The organism is Pseudomonas sp. NY15463 (genome assembly GCF_048068415.1).
Lineage (GTDB): Bacteria > Pseudomonadota > Gammaproteobacteria > Pseudomonadales > Pseudomonadaceae > Aquipseudomonas > Aquipseudomonas mosselii_C.
Genome location: NZ_JBLUQD010000006.1, coordinates 268,177 through 289,392 on the forward strand (window position 1 = coordinate 268,177; position 21,216 = coordinate 289,392).

At 63.3% G+C, this 21,216-nt stretch carries 17 protein-coding genes; 10 read left to right on the forward strand and 7 right to left on the reverse strand.

Annotated elements, in window-relative coordinates; translation table 11 throughout:
• Positions 1-5: 5 nt before the first annotated feature.
• Both ACNFIC_RS17135 and ACNFIC_RS17140 read right to left on the reverse strand, forming a co-directional pair.
• Entirely contained in the window at positions 6-1,478 is a 1,473-nt protein-coding gene (locus tag ACNFIC_RS17135) for an inorganic phosphate transporter (RefSeq protein ID WP_138219975.1), read from the reverse strand.
• Between the two features lie 316 nt (positions 1,479-1,794).
• Positions 1,795-1,995, reverse strand: coding sequence for a hypothetical protein (locus ACNFIC_RS17140; protein ID WP_138219976.1), 201 nt, complete (start codon positions 1,993-1,995; stop codon positions 1,795-1,797).
• Positions 1,996-2,522: 527 nt separating this feature from the next.
• On the opposite strand from ACNFIC_RS17140, the gene pcaR reads away from it, so the two are divergent.
• The 9 genes from pcaR to pcaC all read left to right on the forward strand — a co-directional run bounded on the left by pcaR (position 2,523) and on the right by pcaC (position 12,320).
• Positions 2,523-3,392 (forward strand): pca regulon transcriptional regulator PcaR, encoded by an 870-nt coding sequence (gene pcaR / locus ACNFIC_RS17145; RefSeq protein ID WP_205884549.1) that lies wholly within the window; start codon positions 2,523-2,525, stop codon positions 3,390-3,392.
• A gap of 554 nt (positions 3,393-3,946) precedes the next feature.
• The gene (locus ACNFIC_RS17150; protein WP_416781488.1) at positions 3,947-5,293 is read left to right on the forward strand and encodes an MFS transporter; all 1,347 of its coding nucleotides are present in this window, start codon (positions 3,947-3,949) and stop codon (positions 5,291-5,293) included.
• 164 nt (positions 5,294-5,457) lie between these two features.
• Positions 5,458-6,318, forward strand: a complete 861-nt coding sequence (locus tag ACNFIC_RS17155) for a CoA transferase subunit A (protein ID WP_138219978.1) — start codon at positions 5,458-5,460, stop codon at positions 6,316-6,318.
• Complete coding sequence (locus tag ACNFIC_RS17160; RefSeq protein ID WP_138219979.1) at positions 6,315-7,094, forward strand: CoA-transferase subunit beta; 780 nt, start codon at positions 6,315-6,317, stop codon at positions 7,092-7,094. The genes ACNFIC_RS17155 and ACNFIC_RS17160 overlap by 4 nt, the downstream gene beginning before the upstream one ends.
• Positions 7,091-8,296 (forward strand): 3-oxoadipyl-CoA thiolase, encoded by a 1,206-nt coding sequence (pcaF, locus tag ACNFIC_RS17165; protein ID WP_171030961.1) that lies wholly within the window; start codon positions 7,091-7,093, stop codon positions 8,294-8,296. The genes ACNFIC_RS17160 and pcaF overlap by 4 nt, the downstream gene beginning before the upstream one ends.
• Positions 8,297-8,453: 157 nt before the next feature.
• Positions 8,454-9,743, forward strand: a complete 1,290-nt coding sequence (locus ACNFIC_RS17170) for an MFS family transporter (RefSeq protein ID WP_416781489.1) — start codon at positions 8,454-8,456, stop codon at positions 9,741-9,743.
• A gap of 9 nt (positions 9,744-9,752) precedes the next feature.
• On the forward strand, positions 9,753-11,105 hold the full coding sequence (locus tag ACNFIC_RS17175) for a 3-carboxy-cis,cis-muconate cycloisomerase (RefSeq protein WP_138219982.1): 1,353 nt from the start codon (positions 9,753-9,755) through the stop codon (positions 11,103-11,105).
• Positions 11,106-11,116: 11 nt separating this feature from the next.
• A complete protein-coding gene (gene pcaD / locus ACNFIC_RS17180; RefSeq protein WP_138219983.1) occupies positions 11,117-11,908 on the forward strand; it encodes a 3-oxoadipate enol-lactonase in 792 nt (263 codons plus the stop codon).
• Positions 11,909-11,918: 10 nt separating this feature from the next.
• On the forward strand, positions 11,919-12,320 hold the full coding sequence (gene pcaC, locus ACNFIC_RS17185) for a 4-carboxymuconolactone decarboxylase (RefSeq protein WP_138219984.1): 402 nt from the start codon (positions 11,919-11,921) through the stop codon (positions 12,318-12,320).
• A gap of 303 nt (positions 12,321-12,623) precedes the next feature.
• Here pcaC and ACNFIC_RS17190 read toward each other — a convergent pair whose 3' ends face one another.
• A complete protein-coding gene (locus ACNFIC_RS17190) occupies positions 12,624-13,148 on the reverse strand; it encodes a DUF962 domain-containing protein (RefSeq protein ID WP_416781490.1) in 525 nt (174 codons plus the stop codon).
• An 89-nt stretch (positions 13,149-13,237) separates the two neighbouring features.
• Between ACNFIC_RS17190 and ACNFIC_RS17195 the strand changes: the two genes are divergently transcribed.
• A complete protein-coding gene (locus tag ACNFIC_RS17195; RefSeq protein WP_416781491.1) occupies positions 13,238-13,924 on the forward strand; it encodes a Crp/Fnr family transcriptional regulator in 687 nt (228 codons plus the stop codon).
• Here the strand turns inward: ACNFIC_RS17195 and ACNFIC_RS17200 are convergent.
• From ACNFIC_RS17200 to ttgB, 4 genes are all read right to left on the reverse strand, one after another.
• Positions 13,824-14,807: a LysR family transcriptional regulator gene (locus ACNFIC_RS17200; RefSeq protein ID WP_138219987.1), complete on the reverse strand. Its 984-nt coding sequence runs from the start codon at positions 14,805-14,807 to the stop codon at positions 13,824-13,826. The genes ACNFIC_RS17195 and ACNFIC_RS17200 overlap by 101 nt on opposite strands.
• A gap of 182 nt (positions 14,808-14,989) precedes the next feature.
• Positions 14,990-16,243: an OprD family porin gene (locus ACNFIC_RS17205; RefSeq protein WP_416781492.1), complete on the reverse strand. Its 1,254-nt coding sequence runs from the start codon at positions 16,241-16,243 to the stop codon at positions 14,990-14,992.
• A gap of 379 nt (positions 16,244-16,622) precedes the next feature.
• Positions 16,623-18,065, reverse strand: a complete 1,443-nt coding sequence (locus ACNFIC_RS17210; RefSeq protein WP_416781493.1) for an AdeC/AdeK/OprM family multidrug efflux complex outer membrane factor — start codon at positions 18,063-18,065, stop codon at positions 16,623-16,625.
• Complete coding sequence (gene ttgB / locus ACNFIC_RS17215) at positions 18,062-21,214, reverse strand: multidrug efflux RND transporter permease subunit TtgB (RefSeq protein WP_138219990.1); 3,153 nt, start codon at positions 21,212-21,214, stop codon at positions 18,062-18,064. Before ttgB ends, ACNFIC_RS17210 begins: the two co-directional genes overlap by 4 nt.
• Positions 21,215-21,216 lie beyond the last annotated feature (2 nt).

A 21,216-nucleotide genomic window follows, 5' to 3' on the forward strand; every position in this document is an offset into this window, starting at 1 on the left:
TTTACTCAGCCGATCGCCTTGGACGCCAGCCAGAACAGGCCAGCCGCCAGACCCATCGAGGCCGGCAGGGTCAGTACCCAGGCCAAAAGGATGGTCTTCACCGTACCGCCTTGCAGGCCGCTCTTGTTGGCGACCATGGTGCCGGCCACACCCGAAGACAGTACGTGGGTGGTGGACACGGGCAGGCTGAACACGTTGGCCATGCCGATGGCGCAGGCGGCGGTGATCTGCGCCGACATACCTTGGGCATAGGTCATGCCTTGCTTGCCGATCTTCTCGCCAACGGTCAGTACCACGCGCTTCCAGCCGACCATGGTGCCCAGGCCCAAGGCCAGGGCAACGGCCACGATTACCCAGAACGGGGCGTATTCGGTGGTGGCGGTGAGGTCTTTGCGTAGCTTCTCGAGGTCAGCCTTTTCACGCGCTTCCAGGCCAGGCAGCTTACCGACTTTCTTGGCGGTGTCGTCCAGGCACAGCAGGTAGCGGCGAACTTCGACGCGCTTGTCGGCGCTCAGGTCGCGGTAGTCGGTCACGCCTTGCAGCGACGATTGCAGCGCAGCGATGGTCGGCTCGGTCTGCTGCGGGTTGCAGCTGAACTGCTCCGGCAAATCGGTCGGCGCAGCCTTGCCCAGTGCCAGGAACTCGCCGAGGGTGGCGGCGTTGCGCTGGTAGAACTGGCTCATGTGCAAGGTGGCGTCGCGGGTTCGTTCGATCTGGTAAGTAGTGCTGTTCAGGTCCAGCACGAACTTGGCCGGCACGATACCGATCAGCACCAGCATGATCAGGCCGATACCTTTCTGGCCGTCGTTGGAACCGTGCACGAAGCTCACGCCCATGGCCGAAATCACCAGGACCAGGCGGTTCCAGAACGGCGGGTGCTTCTTGTCGTCGAGCTTGCGGCGCTGGTCTGGCGTCTTGTGCATCTTCGACAGTGGGCGCCACCATTTCAGGGCGATCAGCACCAGCGCGGCGACGGCGAAACCGGCCATCGGCGAGACTACCAGCGACATGGCGATGTCGATCGCCTTCTGCCAGTTGACGCCATCGCCCAGTGGGATGTCGTTGATCAGGGCATTGGCCAGGCCCACCCCGAGGATCGAGCCGATCAGGGTATGCGAGCTGGAGGCCGGGATGCCGAAGTACCAGGTGCCGAGGTTCCAGGTGATGGCCGCGGCCAGCAGCGAGAAGACCATGGCCAGGCCGTGCCCGGTGTTCACATTGATCAGCAGTTCGACTGGCAGCAGGTGGACGATGGCATAGGCCACCCCGACACCGCCGAGCAGGACACCGAGGAAATTGAACACGCCGGAGAAGAACACGGCCAGGTGCGGTGGCATGGCTTTGGTATAGATGACAGTGGCTACCGCGTTGGCGGTGTCATGAAAGCCATTGATGAACTCGAATGCGAGCACGAAGGTTAGAGCGAGCATCAGGCTCACGACAACCCAGGCATCCAGTCCGCTGAATAAATCGATCATGAAGGGTTTTCTGGCGGTCTTAGGGGGGCGAGATTATGCCAGAAAACCATGGCAATCGATGCACCTGCCGCAGACCGATGGCTGCTCGATGAGGTGCGCAGGAGGGCGCGTCGGTGCCGGGCGATGCGCTCAAAATGTCGATAAAAATCTATAAAATGCAGCTAAATCAAGGATTTATTGCGGTTTTTGCAGGATTGACGGAATTCAAACGAATGTATGAAATTTGTGTAATTCCATTTCATCCGCACGGTTAAAGGAACCAGAGAGGTCCGCGCCAACGGCCCCAGGGCCGATGGCACGGTGATGTCGGGCTGCTTCAATCGCCGTCCTGGCGCAGTTCCTTTTCCATCTTCTCGAGTTCTTGGGCGAACGCCTGGTCGTGAACCGTCGCTCGCTTGCGCCAGGGCTTACGCTCTGGATCGGGTTGTGCGGCATAGGTGGTGACTTCACCACCGTAAACTTCCTTGTAACGTTCAGCCTGGCGCTCGAGTTCTGCGCGCAGTTCTTCTTTCGTCACAGTAATACCTGAACAGGTTGTTGTTGATAACTGGCGTAGGTGCACCGCGTCGGTGTGCCGATAGACGCCAGGACAGATTACTCATCGTTGCGCCAACAGGCGCTGGACATTCGGGCGCGGACCGTGCCGCGATGAATCAGGGTTGATTGCCGCCAGGCCAGTGGTGTGCTTGGGGCAAACAGCGTGTGCGATTATAACAATGGCCGCGTCGAAGGCCATGCGCTTGAAACCATCAAACTGCGCGCCGGTGAAGTTGTACGGGCCCGATACGTTGAAAGAGTCGGTGGGGCACGCACAAGTTCAAACTGCGGGATCGAAAGTTACAGTTGCGAAGATGCAAATGAAAACGGCCTCGCGGTTGGGCGAGGCCGTTGCCTGGGACTTCTACGGTGGGTACCTGACCAGTCTCTCCAAAGAAGCCACATGTGGCAGAGGAAAGGTATAAGTAAAAGTGTCGGCGGTCAATTGCGATTATCGGCCGTTCGTTCGATAATCGCACAAGTGACCCGATTTCTTGAGGCGTGCCCATGAACGAAGAAACCACTGGCCCAATGGCGAACGAGCCGGTGCGCAGCACCAGTCTTGCGTTGGCCCCGCCGATCGTGGCATCGCCGGCCAAGCGCATCCAGGCGTTTACCGGTGACCCGGATTTCATGACTTCCCTGGCCCGGGGCCTGGCGGTGATTCAGGCCTTCCAGGAGCGCAAACGCCACCTGACCATCGCCCAGATCAGCCACCGCACCGAGATCCCTCGGGCTGCCGTGCGTCGCTGCCTGCACACGCTGATCAAGTTGGGTTACGCCACCACCGATGGCCGCACCTATTCGCTGCTGCCCAAGGTGCTGACCCTGGGGCACGCCTACCTATCGTCCACGCCACTGGCGGTGTCGGCGCAGCCTTACCTGGACCGCATCAGCGACCAACTGCACGAAGCTGCCAACATGGCCACCCTCGAAGGCGACGACATCCTTTATATAGCCCGTTCGGCCACGGTCGAGCGGCTGATATCGGTTGACCTGTCGGTAGGCGGGCGCTTGCCGGCCTATTGCACGTCCATGGGCCGCATCCTGCTGGCAGCGCTGGACGACGCGAGCTTGCACGAGTACCTGGAGCGCGCTGACCTCAAGGCGCGTACCAGTCGTACCTTGCACGATCACGCATCGTTGTTCGCCTGCATCCAGCAGGTCCGCGAGCAGGGCTGGTGCGTGGTGGACCAGGAGCTGGAGCAGGGGCTGCGCTCGATTGCCGTGCCGATCTACGATGCCTCCGGGCAGGTACTGGCAGCCTTGAACGTCAGCACTCACGTTGGCCGGGTCAGCCGCACCGAATTGGAGCAGCGCTTCTTGCCGATCCTTTTGGCGGCCAGCCGCGACCTCTGCCATCAGTTGTTTGGCTGATCGCATTGATTATTGTCTTGCCACATTTTTAGAAATGGGCGCAATCCCTGTGGGAGATTACCCAGCCTTTTGGGCTGCGCTGTCGCGCAGAAAACTGATTTCGTAAGCGCGCCGCGTACCGCTGTGGGAGCGGCTTTAGCCGCGAACACCGGCAAGGCCGGTGCCACCCACCGCGTAGACCGCTTCGCGGTGGCCCGGCACTCAGGAAAACCTACAGGCCCGCGCAACGCCCGAATCCCCCGTTGCCCTGCACCGAAATCGAACGCCGCGCAGCATTGCTGTTCGATAAACGCACAATCTCGTTTGCAACGAATTGCACAGCCTCGGTCTGCTGATTAATGTCTTGTCACGTGTCGGCTTTGCCGACCCGACAATAACAACAGGCCACCCAAGGGCTTCTCGATGAACACACATCATTCGCTGTCGCGGCCGCACCCGCGAACAGTCGCGCTGCACGACGGCTGAGCGACGGCCAAGCATTCCTGATCACTTCTCGTTTCTGCGTGTCGGTAGCACGCAGTTGCCTGCCTGTGCCCTTCATCCGGATAACAACAATGAACAAACCGCAATCCACTGTCGGTAATTACCTCGACGTCCAGTCATTGATCAACGACCAACCGCTTTCCCGCTACCAGTGGCGGGTGGTGATCCTGTGTTTCCTGATCGTTTTCCTCGATGGCCTGGATACCGCTGCCATGGGCTTCATCGCGCCGGCGTTGTCCCAGGAGTGGGGTATCGATCGCGCAAGTCTGGGCCCGGTGATGAGCGCCGCGCTGATCGGCATGGTGTTCGGCGCCTTGGGCTCGGGGCCGCTGGCTGACCGTTTCGGACGCAAAGGCGTGTTGGTGGGCGCGGTGCTGGTGTTTGGCGGTTTCAGCCTGGCATCGGCGTACGCCAGCAACGTTGACCAGTTGCTGGTGTTGCGCTTTCTGACCGGCCTGGGGTTGGGTGCGGGTATGCCCAATGCCACCACCTTGCTTTCCGAATACACCCCTGAGCGCCTGAAGTCGCTGCTGGTGACCAGCATGTTCTGCGGCTTTAACCTGGGCATGGCTGGCGGTGGCTTCATTTCGGCCAAGTTGATTCCGGCCTATGGCTGGCACAGCCTGCTGGTGATCGGCGGTGTGCTGCCGTTGCTGCTGGCGGTGGTACTGCTGGTCTGGCTGCCGGAATCGGCGCGCTTTCTGGTGGTGCGTAACCGCGGTACCGACAAAGTGCGCAAGACCCTGGCGCCGATCGCTCCAGCGCTGGTGGCGCAGGCTTCGGGTTTCTGTGTACCCGAGCAAAAGGCGGTGGCAACGCGCAACGTGTTCGCGGTGATTTTCTCGGGCACCTATGGCGTGGGCACCTTGCTGCTGTGGCTGACGTACTTCATGGGGCTGGTGATCGTCTATTTGCTGACCAGCTGGCTGCCGACCTTGATGCGCGACAGTGGCGCGAGCATGGAGCAAGCTGCGTTCATCGGCGCGCTGTTCCAGTTTGGCGGCGTGCTCAGTGCGGTGGCAGTGGGCTGGGCGATGGACCGCTTCAACCCACACAAAGTCATTGGCGTGTTCTACCTGCTGGCTGGGGTGTTCGCCTACGCGGTAGGCCAGAGCCTGGGCAACATCACCCTGCTGGCAACCTTGGTGCTGGTCGCAGGGATGTGCGTCAACGGCGCGCAATCGGCCATGCCTTCGCTGGCGGCACGTTTCTATCCCACCCAGGGCCGCGCCACCGGTGTGTCGTGGATGCTCGGCATCGGACGCTTCGGTGCGATCCTCGGGGCCTGGAGCGGGGCGACCCTGCTGGGCCTCGGCTGGAACTTCGAGCAGGTGTTGACCGCGCTGCTGGTGCCGGCTGCGCTGGCTGCGGTCGGGGTTGTGGTCAAGGGGCTGGTCAGTCACGCCGACGCGACCTGACCCTGCGGGAGGGTGGTTAACAGGGCAACAAATGGTTCGATAATCGCACAAAAGTGCGATTATCGGATTGTCGGAGTCCCGCCAGCCTCCTTAATCTGAACGCATCGCAGCGACGCATCGGCCCGCTGCTCATCGACCCGACTCGTTCTGACCAGGAGTCTCCAATGGCAGCAATTCTCTCGCTTCACGAGGCTGTGAAGCAGTTCATCCAGGATGGCGACTGCGTCGCTCTCGAAGGCTTCACGCACTTGATCCCGACCGCAGCCGGCCACGAGATCATCCGCCAGGACAAGCGCGACCTCACGCTGGTGCGCATGACCCCGGACCTGATCTACGACCAACTGATCGGTGCTGGCTGCGCGAGCAAGCTGATCTTCTCTTGGGGCGGCAACCCTGGCGTGGGCTCACTGCATCGCCTGCGCGATGCGGTCGAGAAACACTGGCCGCATGCCATCGAGATCGAAGAACACAGCCACGCCGACCTCGCCAACGCCTATGTGGCTGGCGCCTCGGGCCTGCCATTCGCGGTGCTGCGCGCCTATGCAGGTTCCGACCTGCCCAAGGTCAACCCGCTGATCAAGAGCGTCACCTGCCCGTTCACCGGCGAGGTGCTCGCGGCAGTGCCGTCGGTGCGCCCGGACGTGACTGTGATCCACGCGCAGAAAGCCGACCGCAAGGGCAACGTGCTGCTGTGGGGCATCCTGGGCGTGCAGAAGGAAGCGGCCCTGGCTGCCAAGCGCTGCATCGTCACCGTCGAGGAAATCGTCGATGACCTGAACGCGCCAATGAATGCCTGCGTGTTGCCGACCTGGGCCCTGAGCGCGGTGTGCCTGGTGCCTGGTGGTGCTCACCCCTCGTACGCCCACGGCTACTACGAGCGTGACAACCGCTTCTACCAGGCCTGGGACCCGATCGCCCGCAACCGCGAGACGTTCAGCGCCTGGATCGATACCTACATCCGTGGCACCCAAGACTTCACCGAATTCCAGGCCAAGCTGGCCAGCACCGCGGAGGCCGCGCAATGAGCTACTCCACTTCCGAAATGATGACCGTCGCGGCGGCCCGTCGCTTGCGCAATGGCGCTGTGTGCTTCGTCGGTATCGGACTGCCGTCCAAGGCTGCCAACCTGGCGCGCCTGACGTCCTCGCCCGACGTGGTGCTGATCTACGAGTCCGGCCCGATTGGCGCCAAGCCGAGCGTGTTGCCGCTGTCGATCGGTGACGGCGAGCTTGCCGAGACCGCCGATACCGTGGTGCCTACCGGCGAGATCTTCCGCTATTGGTTGCAGGGTGGGCGTATCGATGTCGGCTTCCTTGGCGCTGCCCAGGTCGACCGCTTCGGCAACATCAACACCACCGTGGTGGGCGACTACTTCGCACCGAAAACCCGCTTGCCCGGTGCCGGTGGCGCGCCTGAGATCGCCGGTTCCGCCAAGCAAGTGCTGATCATCCTCAAGCAGTCGCCGCGTGCGTTCGTCGACAAACTCGACTTCATCACCTCGGTTGGCCACGGCGAGGGCGGCGATTCGCGCAAGCGCCTGGGCCTGCCGGGCGATGGGCCGGTCGGCATCATCACCGACCTGTGCATCATGGAGCCGGAAGCCGACACCCACGAGTTCGTGGTGACCTCGATTCACCCTGGCGTGACCCGTGAGCAGATCATTAACGCCACCGGCTGGGCGATACGCTTTGCCGATGACGTGCAAGAAACCACTGCCCCGAGCGATGTCGAGCTGACCGCCTTGCGCGACCTCGAAGCCCGCACCGCCGCTGCCCATGGGCAAGTGGCAGGAGAAGCCTGATGCGTGACGTATTCATCTGCGATGCCATCCGTACCCCGATTGGCCGCTTTGGCGGTGCGCTGGCCGGCGTGCGCGCCGACGATCTGGCGGCGGTGCCGCTCAAGGCGCTGATCGAACGTAACCCAGGCGTGCAATGGGCGCAGCTCGACGAGGTGTTCTTCGGCTGCGCCAACCAGGCTGGCGAAGACAACCGCAACGTCGCGCGCATGGCGCTGCTGCTGGCCGGCCTGCCCGAGAGCATTCCCGGGGTGACCCTCAACCGCCTGTGCGCCTCGGGCATGGATGCCATCGGCACGGCCTTTCGCGCCATCGCCAGCGGCGAGATGGAGTTGGCCATTGCCGGCGGCGTCGAGTCGATGTCGCGCGCGCCGTTCGTCATGGGCAAGGCCGAAAGCGGCTATTCGCGCAACATGAAGCTCGAAGACACGACCATCGGCTGGCGTTTCATCAACCCCCTGATGAAAGCCCAGTACGGCGTGGACTCGATGCCCGAGACCGCTGACAACGTCGCCGACGACTATCAGGTCTCGCGCGCCGACCAGGACGCTTTCGCCCTGCGCAGCCAGCAGAAGGCTGCCGCTGCACAGGCTGCGGGGTTCTTCGCCGAGGAAATCGTGCCGGTGCGTATCGCCCACAAGAAAGGCGAGACCGTCGTTGAGCGTGACGAACACCTACGCGCAGATACGACCCTGGAGGCGCTGAGCAAACTCAAGCCGGTCAATGGCTCTGACAAGACCGTCACCGCTGGCAATGCCTCGGGCGTCAACGACGGTGCCGCCGCGCTGATCTTGGCATCGGCCGAAGCGGTGAAGCTGCACGGCCTGACCCCGCGTGCCCGCGTGCTGGGCATGGCCAGTGCCGGTGTGGCGCCTCGGGTGATGGGCATCGGCCCGGTCCCGGCGGTGCGCAAGCTGACCGAGCGCCTGGGCGTTGCGGTGAGCGACTTCGACGTGATCGAACTCAATGAAGCCTTCGCCAGCCAGGGCCTGGCGGTACTGCGCGAGCTGGGTGTAGCTGACGATGCGCCGCAAGTGAACCCCAACGGCGGCGCCATCGCGCTTGGCCATCCGCTGGGCATGAGTGGGGCGCGCCTGGTACTGACGGCGCTGCACCAGTTGGAGAAGAGCGGTGGGCGTAAAGGCCTGGCGACCATGTGCGTGGGCGTTGGCCAAGGCTTGGCGCTGGCCATCGAACGGGTTTGACCCGTATCGGCCTCATCGCGTGCAAGGCGCACTGATGCGCCTTGCACGCGATGAGGCCGGACTCGTTAGACCCAAGGCTAATGGCCAGCCCCCAAGCGGAACGAGTGTGTTACTAGGTATGTCTAGACTTACCTAGTACCCTCCAGGAGCAACCCCCATGACTTCAAGCTATTACACCGGCGAAGAACGCAGCAAACGCATCTTCGCCATCGTCGGTGCCTCATCGGGCAACCTGGTGGAATGGTTCGACTTCTATGTCTATGCCTTCTGCGCGATTTACTTCGCCCCGGCGTTCTTCCCCTCAGACGATCCCACCGTGCAGTTGCTCAATACCGCTGGGGTGTTCGCCGCAGGTTTCCTGATGCGGCCCATCGGCGGCTGGATTTTCGGCCGTCTGGCCGACCGCCATGGGCGTAAGAATTCCCTGATGATCTCGGTGCTGATGATGTGCTTCGGCTCCCTGATGATCGCCTGTCTGCCGACCTATTCGAGCATCGGCACCCTGGCCCCGGTGCTGCTGTTGCTGGCGCGGCTGATCCAGGGGTTGTCGGTGGGTGGCGAGTACGGCACCACCGCCACCTACATGAGTGAAGTGGCGCTGCGTGGCCAGCGCGGTTTCTTCGCTTCGTTCCAGTACGTCACCCTGATCGGCGGCCAGTTGCTGGCAGTGCTGGTGGTGGTGATCCTGCAGCAATTGCTGAGTGAAGAGGAGCTGCGCGCGTGGGGCTGGCGCATCCCGTTCGTGGTCGGCGCCATCGCGGCGCTGATCTCGCTGATGCTGCGCCGCTCGCTGCACGAGACCAGCAGCGCCGAAACCCGCCAGGACAAAGAGGCCGGGTCCATCAAGGGGTTGTTCCGCAACCACGCAGCGGCGTTCGTTACCGTGCTGGGGTACACCGCTGGCGGCTCGTTGATCTTCTACACCTTCACCACCTACATGCAGAAGTACCTGGTGAACACTGCTGGGATGAACGCCAAGAGCGCCAGTTTCGTGATGACCGGGGCGCTGTTCCTGTTCATGATCTTGCAGCCGGTGTTCGGCATGCTCTCCGACCGGATCGGCCGACGTAACTCGATGCTGCTGTTCGGCGCGCTGGGCACGCTTTTCACCGTACCGTTGCTGATGGCGCTGAAGACCGTGAGCAGCCCGTTCATGGCCTTCTTGCTGGTCAGCGTGGCGCTGTGCATCGTCAGCTTCTACACCTCGATCAGCGGCCTGGTGAAGGCGGAGATGTTCCCGCCGCAGGTGCGTGCGCTGGGGGTGGGTCTGGCCTATGCGGTGGCCAACGCGGCCTTCGGCGGTTCGGCCGAGTACGTGGCCCTGGGCTTGAAGACCCTGGGCATGGAGAACACCTTCTACTGGTACGTGACGGCCATGATGGCCATCGCCTTCCTGTTCAGCCTGCGCCTGCCGAAACAGGCCGAGTACCTGCACCATGACCATTAAGGACGTTGCATGAGCAACCAACTGTTCGACGCCTACTTCACCGCGCCCGCCATGCGCGAGGTGTTCTGCGATCGTGGCCGGCTACAGGGCATGCTCGACTTCGAAGCAGCCCTGGCCCGCGCCGAAGCGGCCGCAGGGCTGGTGCCGCAAAGTGCCGTGGCGGCCATCGAGGCGGGGTGCAAGGCCGAGCGCTACGATACCCGTGCCCTGGCCGAGGCCATCGCCACGGCGGGCAACTCGGCGATCCCGCTGGTCAAGGCGCTGGGCAAGGTGATCGCCAGCGGCGTGCCCGAGGCCGAACGCTACGTGCACCTGGGCGCCACCAGCCAGGACGCCATGGACACTGGGCTGATCCTGCAACTGCGCGATGCTTTGGGGCTGATCGAGGGCGCCCTGGCCAAGCTGGCCGATACCCTCGCGCGTCAAGCCTTGCTGCACGCCGACACGCCACTGGTGGGGCGCACCTGGCTGCAGCATGCCACCCCCGTTACCTTGGGAATGAAGCTGGCCGGTGTGCTGGGCGCGCTGACCCGTCATCGCCAGCGCCTCAGCGAGTTGCGCCCGCGCCTGCTGGTGCTGCAGTTCGGCGGTGCTTCCGGCAGCCTTGCGGCGTTAGGCAGCAAGGCGCTGCCGGTAGCCGAGGCGTTGGCCGAGCAGCTCAAGCTCAAGCTGCCCGAGCAACCCTGGCACACCCAGCGTGACCGGTTGGTGGAATTCGCCTCGGTGCTGGGCTTGATCGCCGGCAGCCTGGGCAAGTTCGGCCGCGATGTCAGCTTGCTGATGCAAACCGAGGCCGGCGAGCTGTTCGAGCCGTCGGCACCGGGCAAGGGCGGCTCCTCGACCATGCCGCACAAGCGCAACCCAGTGGGGGCGGCGGTGTTGATCGGCGCCGCCACCCGTGTGCCTGGGCTGATCTCGACGCTGTTCGCGGCCATGCCCCAAGAGCATGAGCGCAGCCTGGGCCTGTGGCATGCCGAATGGGAGACCTTGCCGGAGATCTGCTGTCTGGTGTCCGGCGCGTTGCAACAGGCGCAGCAGATTGCCGAGGGCATGGAGGTGGACGCTGCGCGCATGCGCCGCAACCTCGATCTGACCCAAGGCCTGGTGCTGGCCGAAGCGGTCAGTATCGTGCTGGCCCAGCGTCTGGGGCGTGATCGTGCGCACCACCTGCTGGAGCAATGTTGCCAGCGCGCGGTGGCTGAACAACGCCATTTGCGCGCGGTGTTGGGCGATGACGCGCAGGTCAGCGCAGAACTCAGTGCCGAAGAACTCGACCGCTTGCTCGACCCCGCTCATTACCTCGGTCAGGCCCGCGTCTGGGTGGCGCGGGCCGTGTCTGAACATCAACGTTTGACTGCCTGAAGGAGACCGCTGTGGCGCTTTTGCAATTGGCCGATGGCGTATTGAACTACCAAATAGATGGCCCGGCCGATGCGCAGGTACTGGTGCTTTCCAATTCCCTGGGCACCGACCTGGGCATGTGGGACGCGCAGATTCCCGCCTGGAGCGAGCACTTTCGCGTGCTGCGCTATGACACCCGTGGGCATGGTGGCTCGCAGGTCAGCGAAGGCCCTTACAGCATCGAACAGCTGGGCCGCGATGTCCTGGCGCTGCTTGATGCGCTGGATATCGCGCATGCGCACTTCGTTGGTCTGTCGATGGGTGGCCTGATCGGCCAGTGGCTGGGGATCAACGCCGGTGATCGTCTGCACAGCCTGACGCTGTGCAACACCGCCGCGAAGATCGCCAACGACGAGGTGTGGAACACCCGTATCGACACTGTGCTCAAGGGCGGCCAGCAGGCCATGCGCGACCTGCGCGATGCCTCTATCGCTCGCTGGTTCACCCCGGCTTTCGCACAGCAGCAGCCGACTGAGGCCCAGCGCATCTGCCAGATGCTCGCACAAACCAGCGCGCAAGGTTACGCGGCCAACTGCGCCGCGGTGCGTGATGCCGATTATCGCACGCAGATCGCGCGCATCCAGGTGCCGACCTTGATCGTGGCGGGGACCGAGGATGTGGTGACCACGCCCGAACATGCGCGTTTCATGCAGAGCGCCATCGTCAATGCCACATATGCCGAATTCCCGGCTGCGCACCTGTCCAACGTCGAGGTCGGCGAGGCGTTCACCGCCCGCGTGCTCGATTTCCTGCTGGCCCGCTGAGGATTGCCCGATGGATGAGAAACAACGTTACGACGCAGGCATGCAGGTACGCCGCGCGGTGCTTGGCGATGCCCATGTAGACCGGAGCCTGGAGAAGCTCAACGATTTCAATGGCGAGTTCCAGGAGATGATCACCCGGCATGCTTGGGGTGATATCTGGACCCGTCCGGGGCTGCCACGCCACACCCGTAGCCTGATCACCATCGCCATGCTGATCGGCATGAACCGCAACGATGAACTCAGGCTGCATTTGCGCGCCGCGGCCAACAACGGCGTAACCCGCGACGAGATCAAGGAAGTGCTGATGCAGAGCGCGATCTATTGCGGCATCCCGGCCGCCAATGCCACCTTCCACATGGCCGAGGCCGTCTGGGATGAGCTGGGGGTCGAGTCGCGTCAGCAGGTCACCTGATCGAATCAAACGCCGGACCTGTGTAGGCGATCCCCCAGCCCTTTGGGCTGCGCTGTCGCGCAAAGAACTGGTCGTGTAGGTGCACGCACACCCTGTGGGAGCGGGCTTGCCGGTGTTCGCGGGCAAGCCCGCTCCCACAAGATAGTGCAATGCCTGAATCCAGCGTTACCCCTGTAGGAGCGGCCTTGTGCCGCGAAAGGAGGGCGCAGCCCTCCTGGCGATCGTGCATGTGACTGGAATCCTGGGGCCGCTACGCGCCCCGTTCGCGGCACCAGGCCGCTTCTACACATTGCCCGTATCAGGCTACACGACCGCCTTCTTCTGGCGCACCGACACCGGGCCGGCATTCGCCTCCACGGCTTTCTTAAGCTCGCTGCACAGCCCGGCCATGAACGCCAGCTCCGCCACCACGAACAATGGCCCGATGATCAACCCGCTGAGATCATCGACGAAGGCGGGCTTGCGTCCTTCGTACCAGTGCCCGACGAACTGGATGATCCAGCCGACCACGAACGCGCCCAGCCCTGCACTCAGCCACACCCCGGTGGCCTGCACCGCCAGCGCCTGACCGGCCCACAGGCACAGGCCCAGCAGCAATCCCATCAGCACGCCGAAACGCAGGTCCAGGCGCAGGTAGAACCACACCGACCAACCCGCCAGCAGCAGCGCCGGTGACAACCAGATACCCGCGACTTCCCAGCCGGGACGCGACAGCAGGATACTCACCGCCAGCACGATCAGCGGGATGCCGACGAAATGCGTGGCGATGTTGCGTGGATCGCGGTGGTAGGCCGCATATTGACTCAGGTGCTCGACGAGGTTTTTCATTGTTGTTCCTCCATCAGGGGTAGCCCAGCGTGCCCCGTCCTGTCGTCGTCGTCTGTCGCCTGGCCGACAGAGTGCGTTTGCGAGGTGTCATGCACGAGCTGCGTTCCCAACTGCTGCACGGCCAGTGGTTTCGGCAATTACCCGACCCGGTTCAGGATAGCCTGCTCGCCTTGGCGCGGGTGCGGGAGCTGGTGGCGGGGCAGTGCCTGTTCCAGCGCGGCGACGTGCCTTGCGGGCTGTATGCGGTGCTGGCTGGCGCCATGCGCGTAGGGGCGGTCAGTAGCGAAGGTAAGGAGGCGTTGTTGACCTTGGTCGAGGCGCCGCACTGGTTCGGTGAAATCAGCCTGTTCGACGGCCAGCCGCGAACCCATGACGCGTTTGCCGAGGGCCCGACGCGACTGCTGTGGATTCCCCAGGCGGCATTGCTGAACTGGCTGGAGCGACAGCCGCAACACTGGCGTGAACTGGCCCTGCTGATGAGCCACAAGCTGCGCTGGGTGTTCGTCGCCTTGGAACAGCAGAGCCTGCTGGGCGCCGCGCCGCGGGTGGCGCATCGATTGCTGCAGATTGCCGAAGGCTATGGCGAGCGTGATGTCGCGCAGTGGCGCTTGCAGTTGTCCCAGGAGCAACTGGCGCTGATGCTGTCGTTGTCGCGCCAGACCATCAACCAGATACTCAGGAGCTTCGAGCAGTCCGGCGTGCTGCGCCTGGGCTACGGTGAGGTGGAGATTGTCGATGCGCAACGTCTGCGCGCGCTGGCTCAGCATCCAGGCTGACCAGCGTATCGATCATCGCCCGGGCTGCCGGTGACAGCCGGTAGCCGCTGCGGCTGACGATCCCGCAACGCACGCTCAGCACTTCCAGCCCCGGTGGCAGGTTGCGCCAATGCAGGCGCACCAGCCTACCGCCTGCCAGGTCATCGGCCACAGCCTCCTCGCTGGCGCTGCCGATGGCGTCGCTGGCCAGCACCACGCTGCGCAGCACGGCCAGGTGCTCGGTTTGCAGGTGCGGGGTGAAGTCGTCGCGCCCGCTGAGGTTGGCCAGGCGCTTGCGCACGCCGGGGGCGAGCAGGGAGCACGCCAAGGGGTAGTTGAACAGGTCGTTGGTCGACAGGCTTTCCTTGGCCAGCAGCGGATGCTCGGGGCGGCAGAAGAACAAGCCGGGGCGCGGGCTGAGCGGTTCGGTGTGGAAGTTAGGGTCAGCCTCGAAGGGGCGGATGTCGTCGACGAAGAATTCGATCTGCTCGCGGCGCAACGCCTGGCCCAGGCGTTCGGCGTTATCCACCAGCAGCGCGCTACGGATGCCTGGGTGGCTGGCCATGAAGCGTTGCAGGGCCTCGGGCACCAGGCGCGCGGCCAGGGCCGGGCCGCTGCCAAAATGCAGCTCGCCGGCGTCAAGCTTGGTCATTTGCAGAACATCGTTGTTCAGCTGCGCGGCGCCTTGTACCAGGCGGCGGGCGTGTTGCAGGACCACCTGGCCTTCGGGGGTTGGTGGCAGGGCCTTGTTGCCGCGATCGACCAAGGTGCAGCCAAGGGTGTGTTCGAGGCTTTGGATAGCCCGGCTGAAGGCCGGCTGGGTGATGCCCATGGCTTCGGCGGCGCGGACGAAACTGCGGTATTCAGTGAGGGCGATGAAGTAGCGCAGTTGGCGGAGGTCCATGCTCGGGCTCTGGTACGAGGGGCAGGACTCGGTTTTAGCTTTTGTTACATATAGCGTCAAAGAATGTTATTTGATTTATATATGTCTTTTTGTTCTTTTTGGGCTGCTGGCTTTTGCGCGGGCTAGCCCGCTCCCACAGGCTGATGCTGGGGGCGGGCTTGCCTGCGAATAGGCCGGGCCTGTTAAAGCAGGTTCAGCGGGTAACTCACGATCACCCGGTTCTCGTCGAACGCATTGGTGCTGTAGTCCCGGCGCATGGTCGAGTTGCGCCACTTCAGCGATAGGTCCTTGAACGTCCCTGACTGCACCACATAGGCCAGTTCGGTTTCGCGTGCCCATTCCTTGCCATCGTCCACCACGCTGGTGTGCACGTTGTCGCCTTTGATGTAGCGGTTCATCAGGGTCAGCCCCGGAATGCCGACGGTGGCGAAGTTGAAGTCGTGGCGGATCTGCCAGGAGCGTTCCTTGGCGTTGTCGAAACTTGAGTTGTAGCTGTCGTTGGCCAGGGTGCCGCCGCTGGTGCCGTTGACCCGCATCCAGGCGTCGTCGCCGCTGACCTTCTGTAAGCCGACATACAGCGTGTGGCCCTTGTAGCGCGCCGAGAGCAGGGCCGAGGCTGTGCGGTTGTCCAGCTCGCCTGCGCGTTCGCTGCCGTCTTCCTTGCCGATGAAGTAGCCAAGGTTCGCGCCCAGTGTCCAGTCGCCCAGCGGCTGGCTGTGTACCAGGTTCAGGTACTGCTGGCGGTAGATATCCTTGAGTTGGGCGTCCCACAGGCCAAGCATGGTGCGTTTGTCGTTGAAGGTGTATTCGCCGCCTGCGAAGTTGAAGCGGTCCGAAGTCACGGCGGCGCGGCCCTGCATGAACATGTCTTCCATGCTCGCGTCGTTGCGCGGGCTGTTGCCGCGGAACTGGCCGGCATACACCGTCAGGCCGTCGATTTCCTTCGAGGTGAGCTGGCCGCCGCGGAAGGTCTGCGGCAGCGAGCGGCCATCGTCCGAGCGCAGGATTGGCAGCACGGGCATCCATTCGCCGACCTTCAGTTCAGTCTGCGACAGGCGTGCCTTGAAGGCCACGCCCAAACGGCCGAAGTCGTCGGCAGGACGGCCATCGTCGTGCACCGGCAACAGTTGAGTGCCGGCAGTACCCTTGCCGCCATCGAGCTTGATCGAATACATCCCCAGTACATCGACGCCGAAGCCGACGGTGCCTTGGGTGAAGCCTGAACGGGCGTCGAGGATGAAGCTTTGGGTCCATTCTTCGGCCTTGCCTTGTGCGTTGGCCGGATCGACGAAATTGCGGTTGATGTAGAAGTTGCGCAGGTTGAGGTTGGCCTTGGCGTCCTCCAAAAAACCGCCGTCGGCGGCCAGGGCGGGCAGGGCGCAGGACATGGCCAACAGGCCGGGCAGCAGCTGGCGTGCGGGGTGCAAAGTGCTCATCTGTCGTGAATCTCTTGTTTTTATTGGGCGAGCCGTGGCGTTGCGGGTGCGGACCACAGGGTCTGGGCGTCTTTTTGTAAGAGCGTGTGCAACGTTGCGAGGAGGATGGTGCGCGGCAGGGTGGGGGCGAGGCAATTCGTCGCAAACGGAAACGGGCGATTATCGAACGAAATGTTCCAGTTAGTTAATTCTGCACTTGTAGGAGCGGCCTTGTGTCGCGAAAGGGCTGCGCAGCGGCCCCAGGATTCCAGCCAAGACACACATTGTCGGGGCCGCTTTGCGGCCCTTTCGCGACACAAGGCCGCTCCTACAGGGGAGGTGAACGACGGGTAACAAAAAGCCCACCGCGAGGGTGGGCTTTTTGCCGTAGCCAGATCGATCAGCCCTTGGGCTTGTCGATCGAGGCCTGCTGCTGGGTCTGCTCGTACCAGCCACCACCGAGGGCCTTGTACAGGTTGACCTCGCTGACCAACTGCGACAGGCGATCGCTGATCAGCGACTGCTGGGCGCTGAACAGGTTGCGCTGGGCATCGAGGAAGGTCAGGTTGCTGTCGATACCGATACGGTAGCGACGCTCGGCCAGGCGGTAGTAGTCCTGGTTGGCTTGCACCAGATCGCGCTGGGCCTGCAACTGCTCTTCGAACGTCTTGCGTGCGGCCAGGCCATCGGCGACTTCCTGGAAGGCGGTCTGGATGGTTTTTTCGTACTTGGCGACGTTGATGTCCTTCTGGATCTTCGAATAGTCCAGGCTCGCTTTCAGGCTGCCGGCGTTGAAGATCGGCAGGTTGATCTGCGGCTGGAACAGCCAGGTGCCCGAGCCGCCCTTGAACAGCCCGCCCATGGTCGGGCTCAGGGTGCCAGCATTGGCGGTCAGGCTGATGCTTGGGAAGAACGCTGCGCGGGCGGCGCCGATGTTGGCATTGGCGGCCTTGAGCAGGTGCTCGGCTTCCTGGATGTCCGGGCGGCGTTGCAGCAGCTCGGAGGGAAGGCCTGCCGGGACTTCAGCCAGTTGGTCGGCGTCCAGAGCCAGCGGTGCAGGCAGGTTGCCCACACCGGTTCCGACCAGCACGGTCAGGCTGTTGAGGTCCTGTGCGACCAGGCGCTGGTACTGCGACAGCTTGACCCGCGCGCCTTCGACGGCGGTGCGCGCCTGGCTCAGGTCCAACGCCGATGCCACGCCGACTTCGTTGCTGCGGCGGGTGAGGCTGTAGCTTTCTTCGTAGGTCTTCAGCGTTTCTTCGGTCAGCTTCAGCAGCGCCTGGTCAGCTTGCCAGGTGTAGTAGGCGTTGGCCACGCTGGCCACCAGGCTGATCTGCGTGGAGCGGCGTGCCTGTTCGCTGGACAGGTAGGTTTCCAGGGCTTGTTGCGTAAGGCTGCGCACACGGCCGAACAGGTCCAGTTCGTAGGCGCTGACGCCCAAGGTCGCGGAGTACTGGCTGGTGATATTGGCCTCGCCGGTCTGCGACATGTCGGCCGGGACACGCTGGCGACTGCCGCTGCCAGTTGCCGACACTGCTGGGTACAGGTCGGCGCGCTGGATGCGGTACTGCGCGCGGTAGGCGTCGATGTTCAACGCCGCGACGCGCAAGTCTCGGTTGTTTTCCAACGAGGCCTGGATCAGTTGCTGCAGCGCCGGGTCGTGGAAGAACTGGCGCCAGCCTTGCTCGGCGGCTGCCACGTCGGCCGACTCGGTCGGCGAGTACGCAGGGCCTTGCGGCCACTGCACAGCTACCGGCGACTCGGGGGTCTGGTAGTCGGGAATCAGCGAACAGCCGCCGAGGATGAAGGCGGTGACCGCCAGGGACAACAAAGACTTGGTCATTGCCCAGCCTCATAACGTGGAGTTTCAGGGGTGGCGTGTTTGTCGTGTTCTTTTTTGCCGAACAGCGACGACACCGCGACGAAGAACAGAGGTACCCAGAAGATCGCAAGTACCGTGGCGCTGATCATGCCGCCGATCACACCGGTACCGATGGCGTGTTGGCTGCCGGCACCGGCGCCGCTGGCGATGGTCAACGGTACCACGCCGAGGATGAACGCCAGCGAGGTCATGATGATCGGACGCAGACGCATGCGGCACGCCTCGATGGCCGAATCGTACAGGCTGCGGCCTTGCTCGTGCAGTTCCTTGGCGAATTCGACGATCAGGATGGCGTTCTTCGCCGCCAGGCCGATGGTGGTCAGCAGGCCGACCAGGAAGTACACGTCGTTTGACAGCCCGCGCAGGCTGGTGGCCAGCAGCGCACCGATGATCCCCAGCGGTACTACCAGTACCACGGCGATCGGGATCGACCAGCTTTCGTACAGGGCTGCCAGGCAGAGGAACACGAACAGTACCGAGAGGGCGAACAGTGCCGGCATCTGCGAGCCGGAGAGTTTTTCCTCGTAGGACATGCCGGTCCAGGAGTAGCCGATGCCCGCTGGCAGTTGGCCGGCGATGCGCTCGACCTCGGCCATGGCTTCACCGGTACTGTAGCCAGGGGCTGGCGCACCGAGGATTTCCATCGCCTCGACGCCGTTGTAGCGCGACAGCTTCGGCGAGCCGTAGGTCCATTCACCCTTGGCGAACGAGGAGAATGGCACCATTTCACCGGCGCTGTTGCGCACGTACCACTTCTGCAGGTCTTCCGGGTTCATCCGCGCGTTGGGTTGCCCCTGGATGTACACCTTCTTGACCCTGCCACGGTCGATGAAGTCGTTGACGTAGCTGGCCCCCAGGGCAATCGACAGGGTGTTGTTGATGTCCGAGATGGTCACGCCCAGGGCGCTGGCACGCTCGTCATCGATGCTCAGCTGGTACTGCGGCTCATCGTTCAGGCCGTTCGGGCGCACGGCACTGAGGATCTTGCTCTGCGCGGCCATGCCCAGGAACTGGTTGCGCGCTTCCATCAACTTGGCGTGGCCGACACCGCCGCGATCCTGGAGGTACACGTCAAAGCCGGTGGCGTTACCCAGCTCCAGTACCGCAGGCGGGGCGAAGGCGAACACCATTGCGTCGCGGAAGCTGAAGAAGTGTTGCTGGGCGCGTTGTGCCAGGTTGAACACACTGTTCTCGGCGGAGCGCTCGCCCCATGGCTTGAGCATGATGAAGGCCATGCCCGAGCTTTGACCGCGACCGGCGAAGTTGAAACCGTTGACGGTAAATACCGACGACACGGTGTCGGCTTCGTCCTTGAGCAGGTATTCGCGCATCTGGTCGACCACCGCCTGGGTGCGCTCGGCACTGGAGCCGGCCGGAGTCTGCACCTGGGCGAACAGCACGCCTTGGTCTTCCTCGGGCAGGAACGCGGTAGGAATGCGCGCGAACAGCCAGATCATGCCGACCACGATCAGCGCATAGGCCAGCAGGAACGGCACCTTGTTGCGCAGAATGGTGCCGACGCTGCGCTCGTAGCCTTGCACGCTCTTGTCGAAGTTACGGTTGAACCAGCCGAAGAAACCGCCCTTGGCGGTGTGGTGCTCGCCCTTTTTCAGGGGCTTGAGCATGGTGGCGCACAGTGCTGGGGTGAAGATCAGCGCAACCAGTACCGACAGGCCCATGGCTGAGACGATGGTGATCGAGAACTGACGGTAGATCACGCCGGTTGAGCCGCCGAAGAACGCCATCGGCAGCAATACCGCCGACAGCACTAGGGCGATACCCACCAGCGCCCCCTGGATCTGCTCCATGGAGCGCTTAGTCGCCTCCTTGGGCGGCAACCCCTCTTCGGACATCACCCGCTCGACGTTTTCCACCACGACGATGGCGTCGTCCACCAGCAGGCCGATCGCCAGGACCATCGCGAACATGGTCAAGGTGTTGATGCTGAAACCCGCTGCGGCCAGGATGCCGAAGGTGCCCAGCAGTACCACCGGCACGGTCATGGTGGTGATGATGGTGGCACGGAAGTTCTGCAGGAACAGGTACATCACCAGGAACACCAGCACCACGGCCTCGATCAGGGTGTGGATCACGCCGCTGATCGATTCGGTGACCACTGGGGTGGTGTCATACGGGAACACGGCCTTCACGCCTGGCGGGAAGAACGGCTCCAGGTCGCTGATGGTCTTGCGCAGCGCCTTGGCGGTATCCAGGGCGTTGGCGCCGGTCGCCAGCTTAACCGCCAGGCCCGAGGCCGGCTTGCCGTTGAACTGTGCGCTGACCGAATAGTTCTCACCACCCAGGCCGACCGTGGCAACGTCTTTGACGCGCACCTGCGATCCGTCGGCGTTGACCTTGAGCAGAATGTTGCCGAACTGTTCGGCGGTCTGCAGACGGGTCTTGCCGATGATGGTGGCGTTCAGTTGCGTGCCCGGCACTGCCGGCAGGCCGCCGAGCTGGCCGGAGGACACCTGCACGTTCTGCGCGGCCACGGCGGTCTTGACGTCGACCGGGGTCAGCTGGAACTTGTTCAGCTTGGCCGGATCGAGCCAGATACGCATGGCGTACTGGGCGCCGAACACCTGGAAATCACCGACCCCTGCGGTACGCGAGATCGGGTCCTGCATGTTCGAGACGATGTAGTTGGCCAGGTCGTCCTTGGTCATGCTGCCGTCTTCGGACACCAGGCCGATCACCAGCAGGAAGTTCTTCACCGCCTTGGTGACGCGGATACCCTGCTGCTGCACTTCTTGCGGCAGCAGCGGGGTAGCCAGGTTGAGCTTGTTCTGCACCTGCACCTGCGCGGTGTCCGCGTTGGTGCCCTGCTCGAAGGTGGCGGTGATGGTCATGCTGCCGTCGGAGTTACTTTCGGACGACACATAACGCAGGTTGTCGATGCCGTTGAGCTGCTGCTCGATGACCTGTACCACGGTGTCCTGCACCGTTTGCGCCGAGGCGCCGGGGTAGGTCACGGCGATGGCGATGGCCGGCGGCGCGATGCTGGGGTACTGGTTGATCGGCAGCTTCAGGATCGACAGGGCGCCGACCAGCATGATCACCAAGGCGATCACCCAAGCGAAGATCGGGCGATCGATAAAGAACTTCGACATGG

Bases quoted from the DNA above. Each gene is read 5' to 3' on its own strand.
- ACNFIC_RS17135 (WP_138219975.1), bottom strand. From the start codon at position 1,478: ATGATCGATTTATTCAGCGGACTGGATGCCTGGGTTGTCGTGAGCCTG.
- pcaR (WP_205884549.1), top strand. From the start codon at position 2,523: ATGAACGAAGAAACCACTGGCCCAATGGCGAACGAGCCGGTGCGCAGC.
- ACNFIC_RS17150 (WP_416781488.1), top strand. From the start codon at position 3,947: ATGAACAAACCGCAATCCACTGTCGGTAATTACCTCGACGTCCAGTCA.
- ACNFIC_RS17155 (WP_138219978.1), top strand. From the start codon at position 5,458: ATGGCAGCAATTCTCTCGCTTCACGAGGCTGTGAAGCAGTTCATCCAG.
- ACNFIC_RS17160 (WP_138219979.1), top strand. From the start codon at position 6,315: ATGAGCTACTCCACTTCCGAAATGATGACCGTCGCGGCGGCCCGTCGC.
- ACNFIC_RS17170 (WP_416781489.1), top strand. From the start codon at position 8,454: ATGACTTCAAGCTATTACACCGGCGAAGAACGCAGCAAACGCATCTTC.
- ACNFIC_RS17175 (WP_138219982.1), top strand. From the start codon at position 9,753: ATGAGCAACCAACTGTTCGACGCCTACTTCACCGCGCCCGCCATGCGC.
- pcaC (WP_138219984.1), top strand. From the start codon at position 11,919: ATGGATGAGAAACAACGTTACGACGCAGGCATGCAGGTACGCCGCGCG.
- ACNFIC_RS17190 (WP_416781490.1), bottom strand. From the start codon at position 13,148: ATGAAAAACCTCGTCGAGCACCTGAGTCAATATGCGGCCTACCACCGC.
- ACNFIC_RS17195 (WP_416781491.1), top strand. From the start codon at position 13,238: ATGCACGAGCTGCGTTCCCAACTGCTGCACGGCCAGTGGTTTCGGCAA.
- ACNFIC_RS17200 (WP_138219987.1), bottom strand. From the start codon at position 14,807: ATGGACCTCCGCCAACTGCGCTACTTCATCGCCCTCACTGAATACCGC.
- ACNFIC_RS17205 (WP_416781492.1), bottom strand. From the start codon at position 16,243: ATGAGCACTTTGCACCCCGCACGCCAGCTGCTGCCCGGCCTGTTGGCC.
- ACNFIC_RS17210 (WP_416781493.1), bottom strand. From the start codon at position 18,065: ATGACCAAGTCTTTGTTGTCCCTGGCGGTCACCGCCTTCATCCTCGGC.
- ttgB (WP_138219990.1), bottom strand. From the start codon at position 21,214: ATGTCGAAGTTCTTTATCGATCGCCCGATCTTCGCTTGGGTGATCGCC.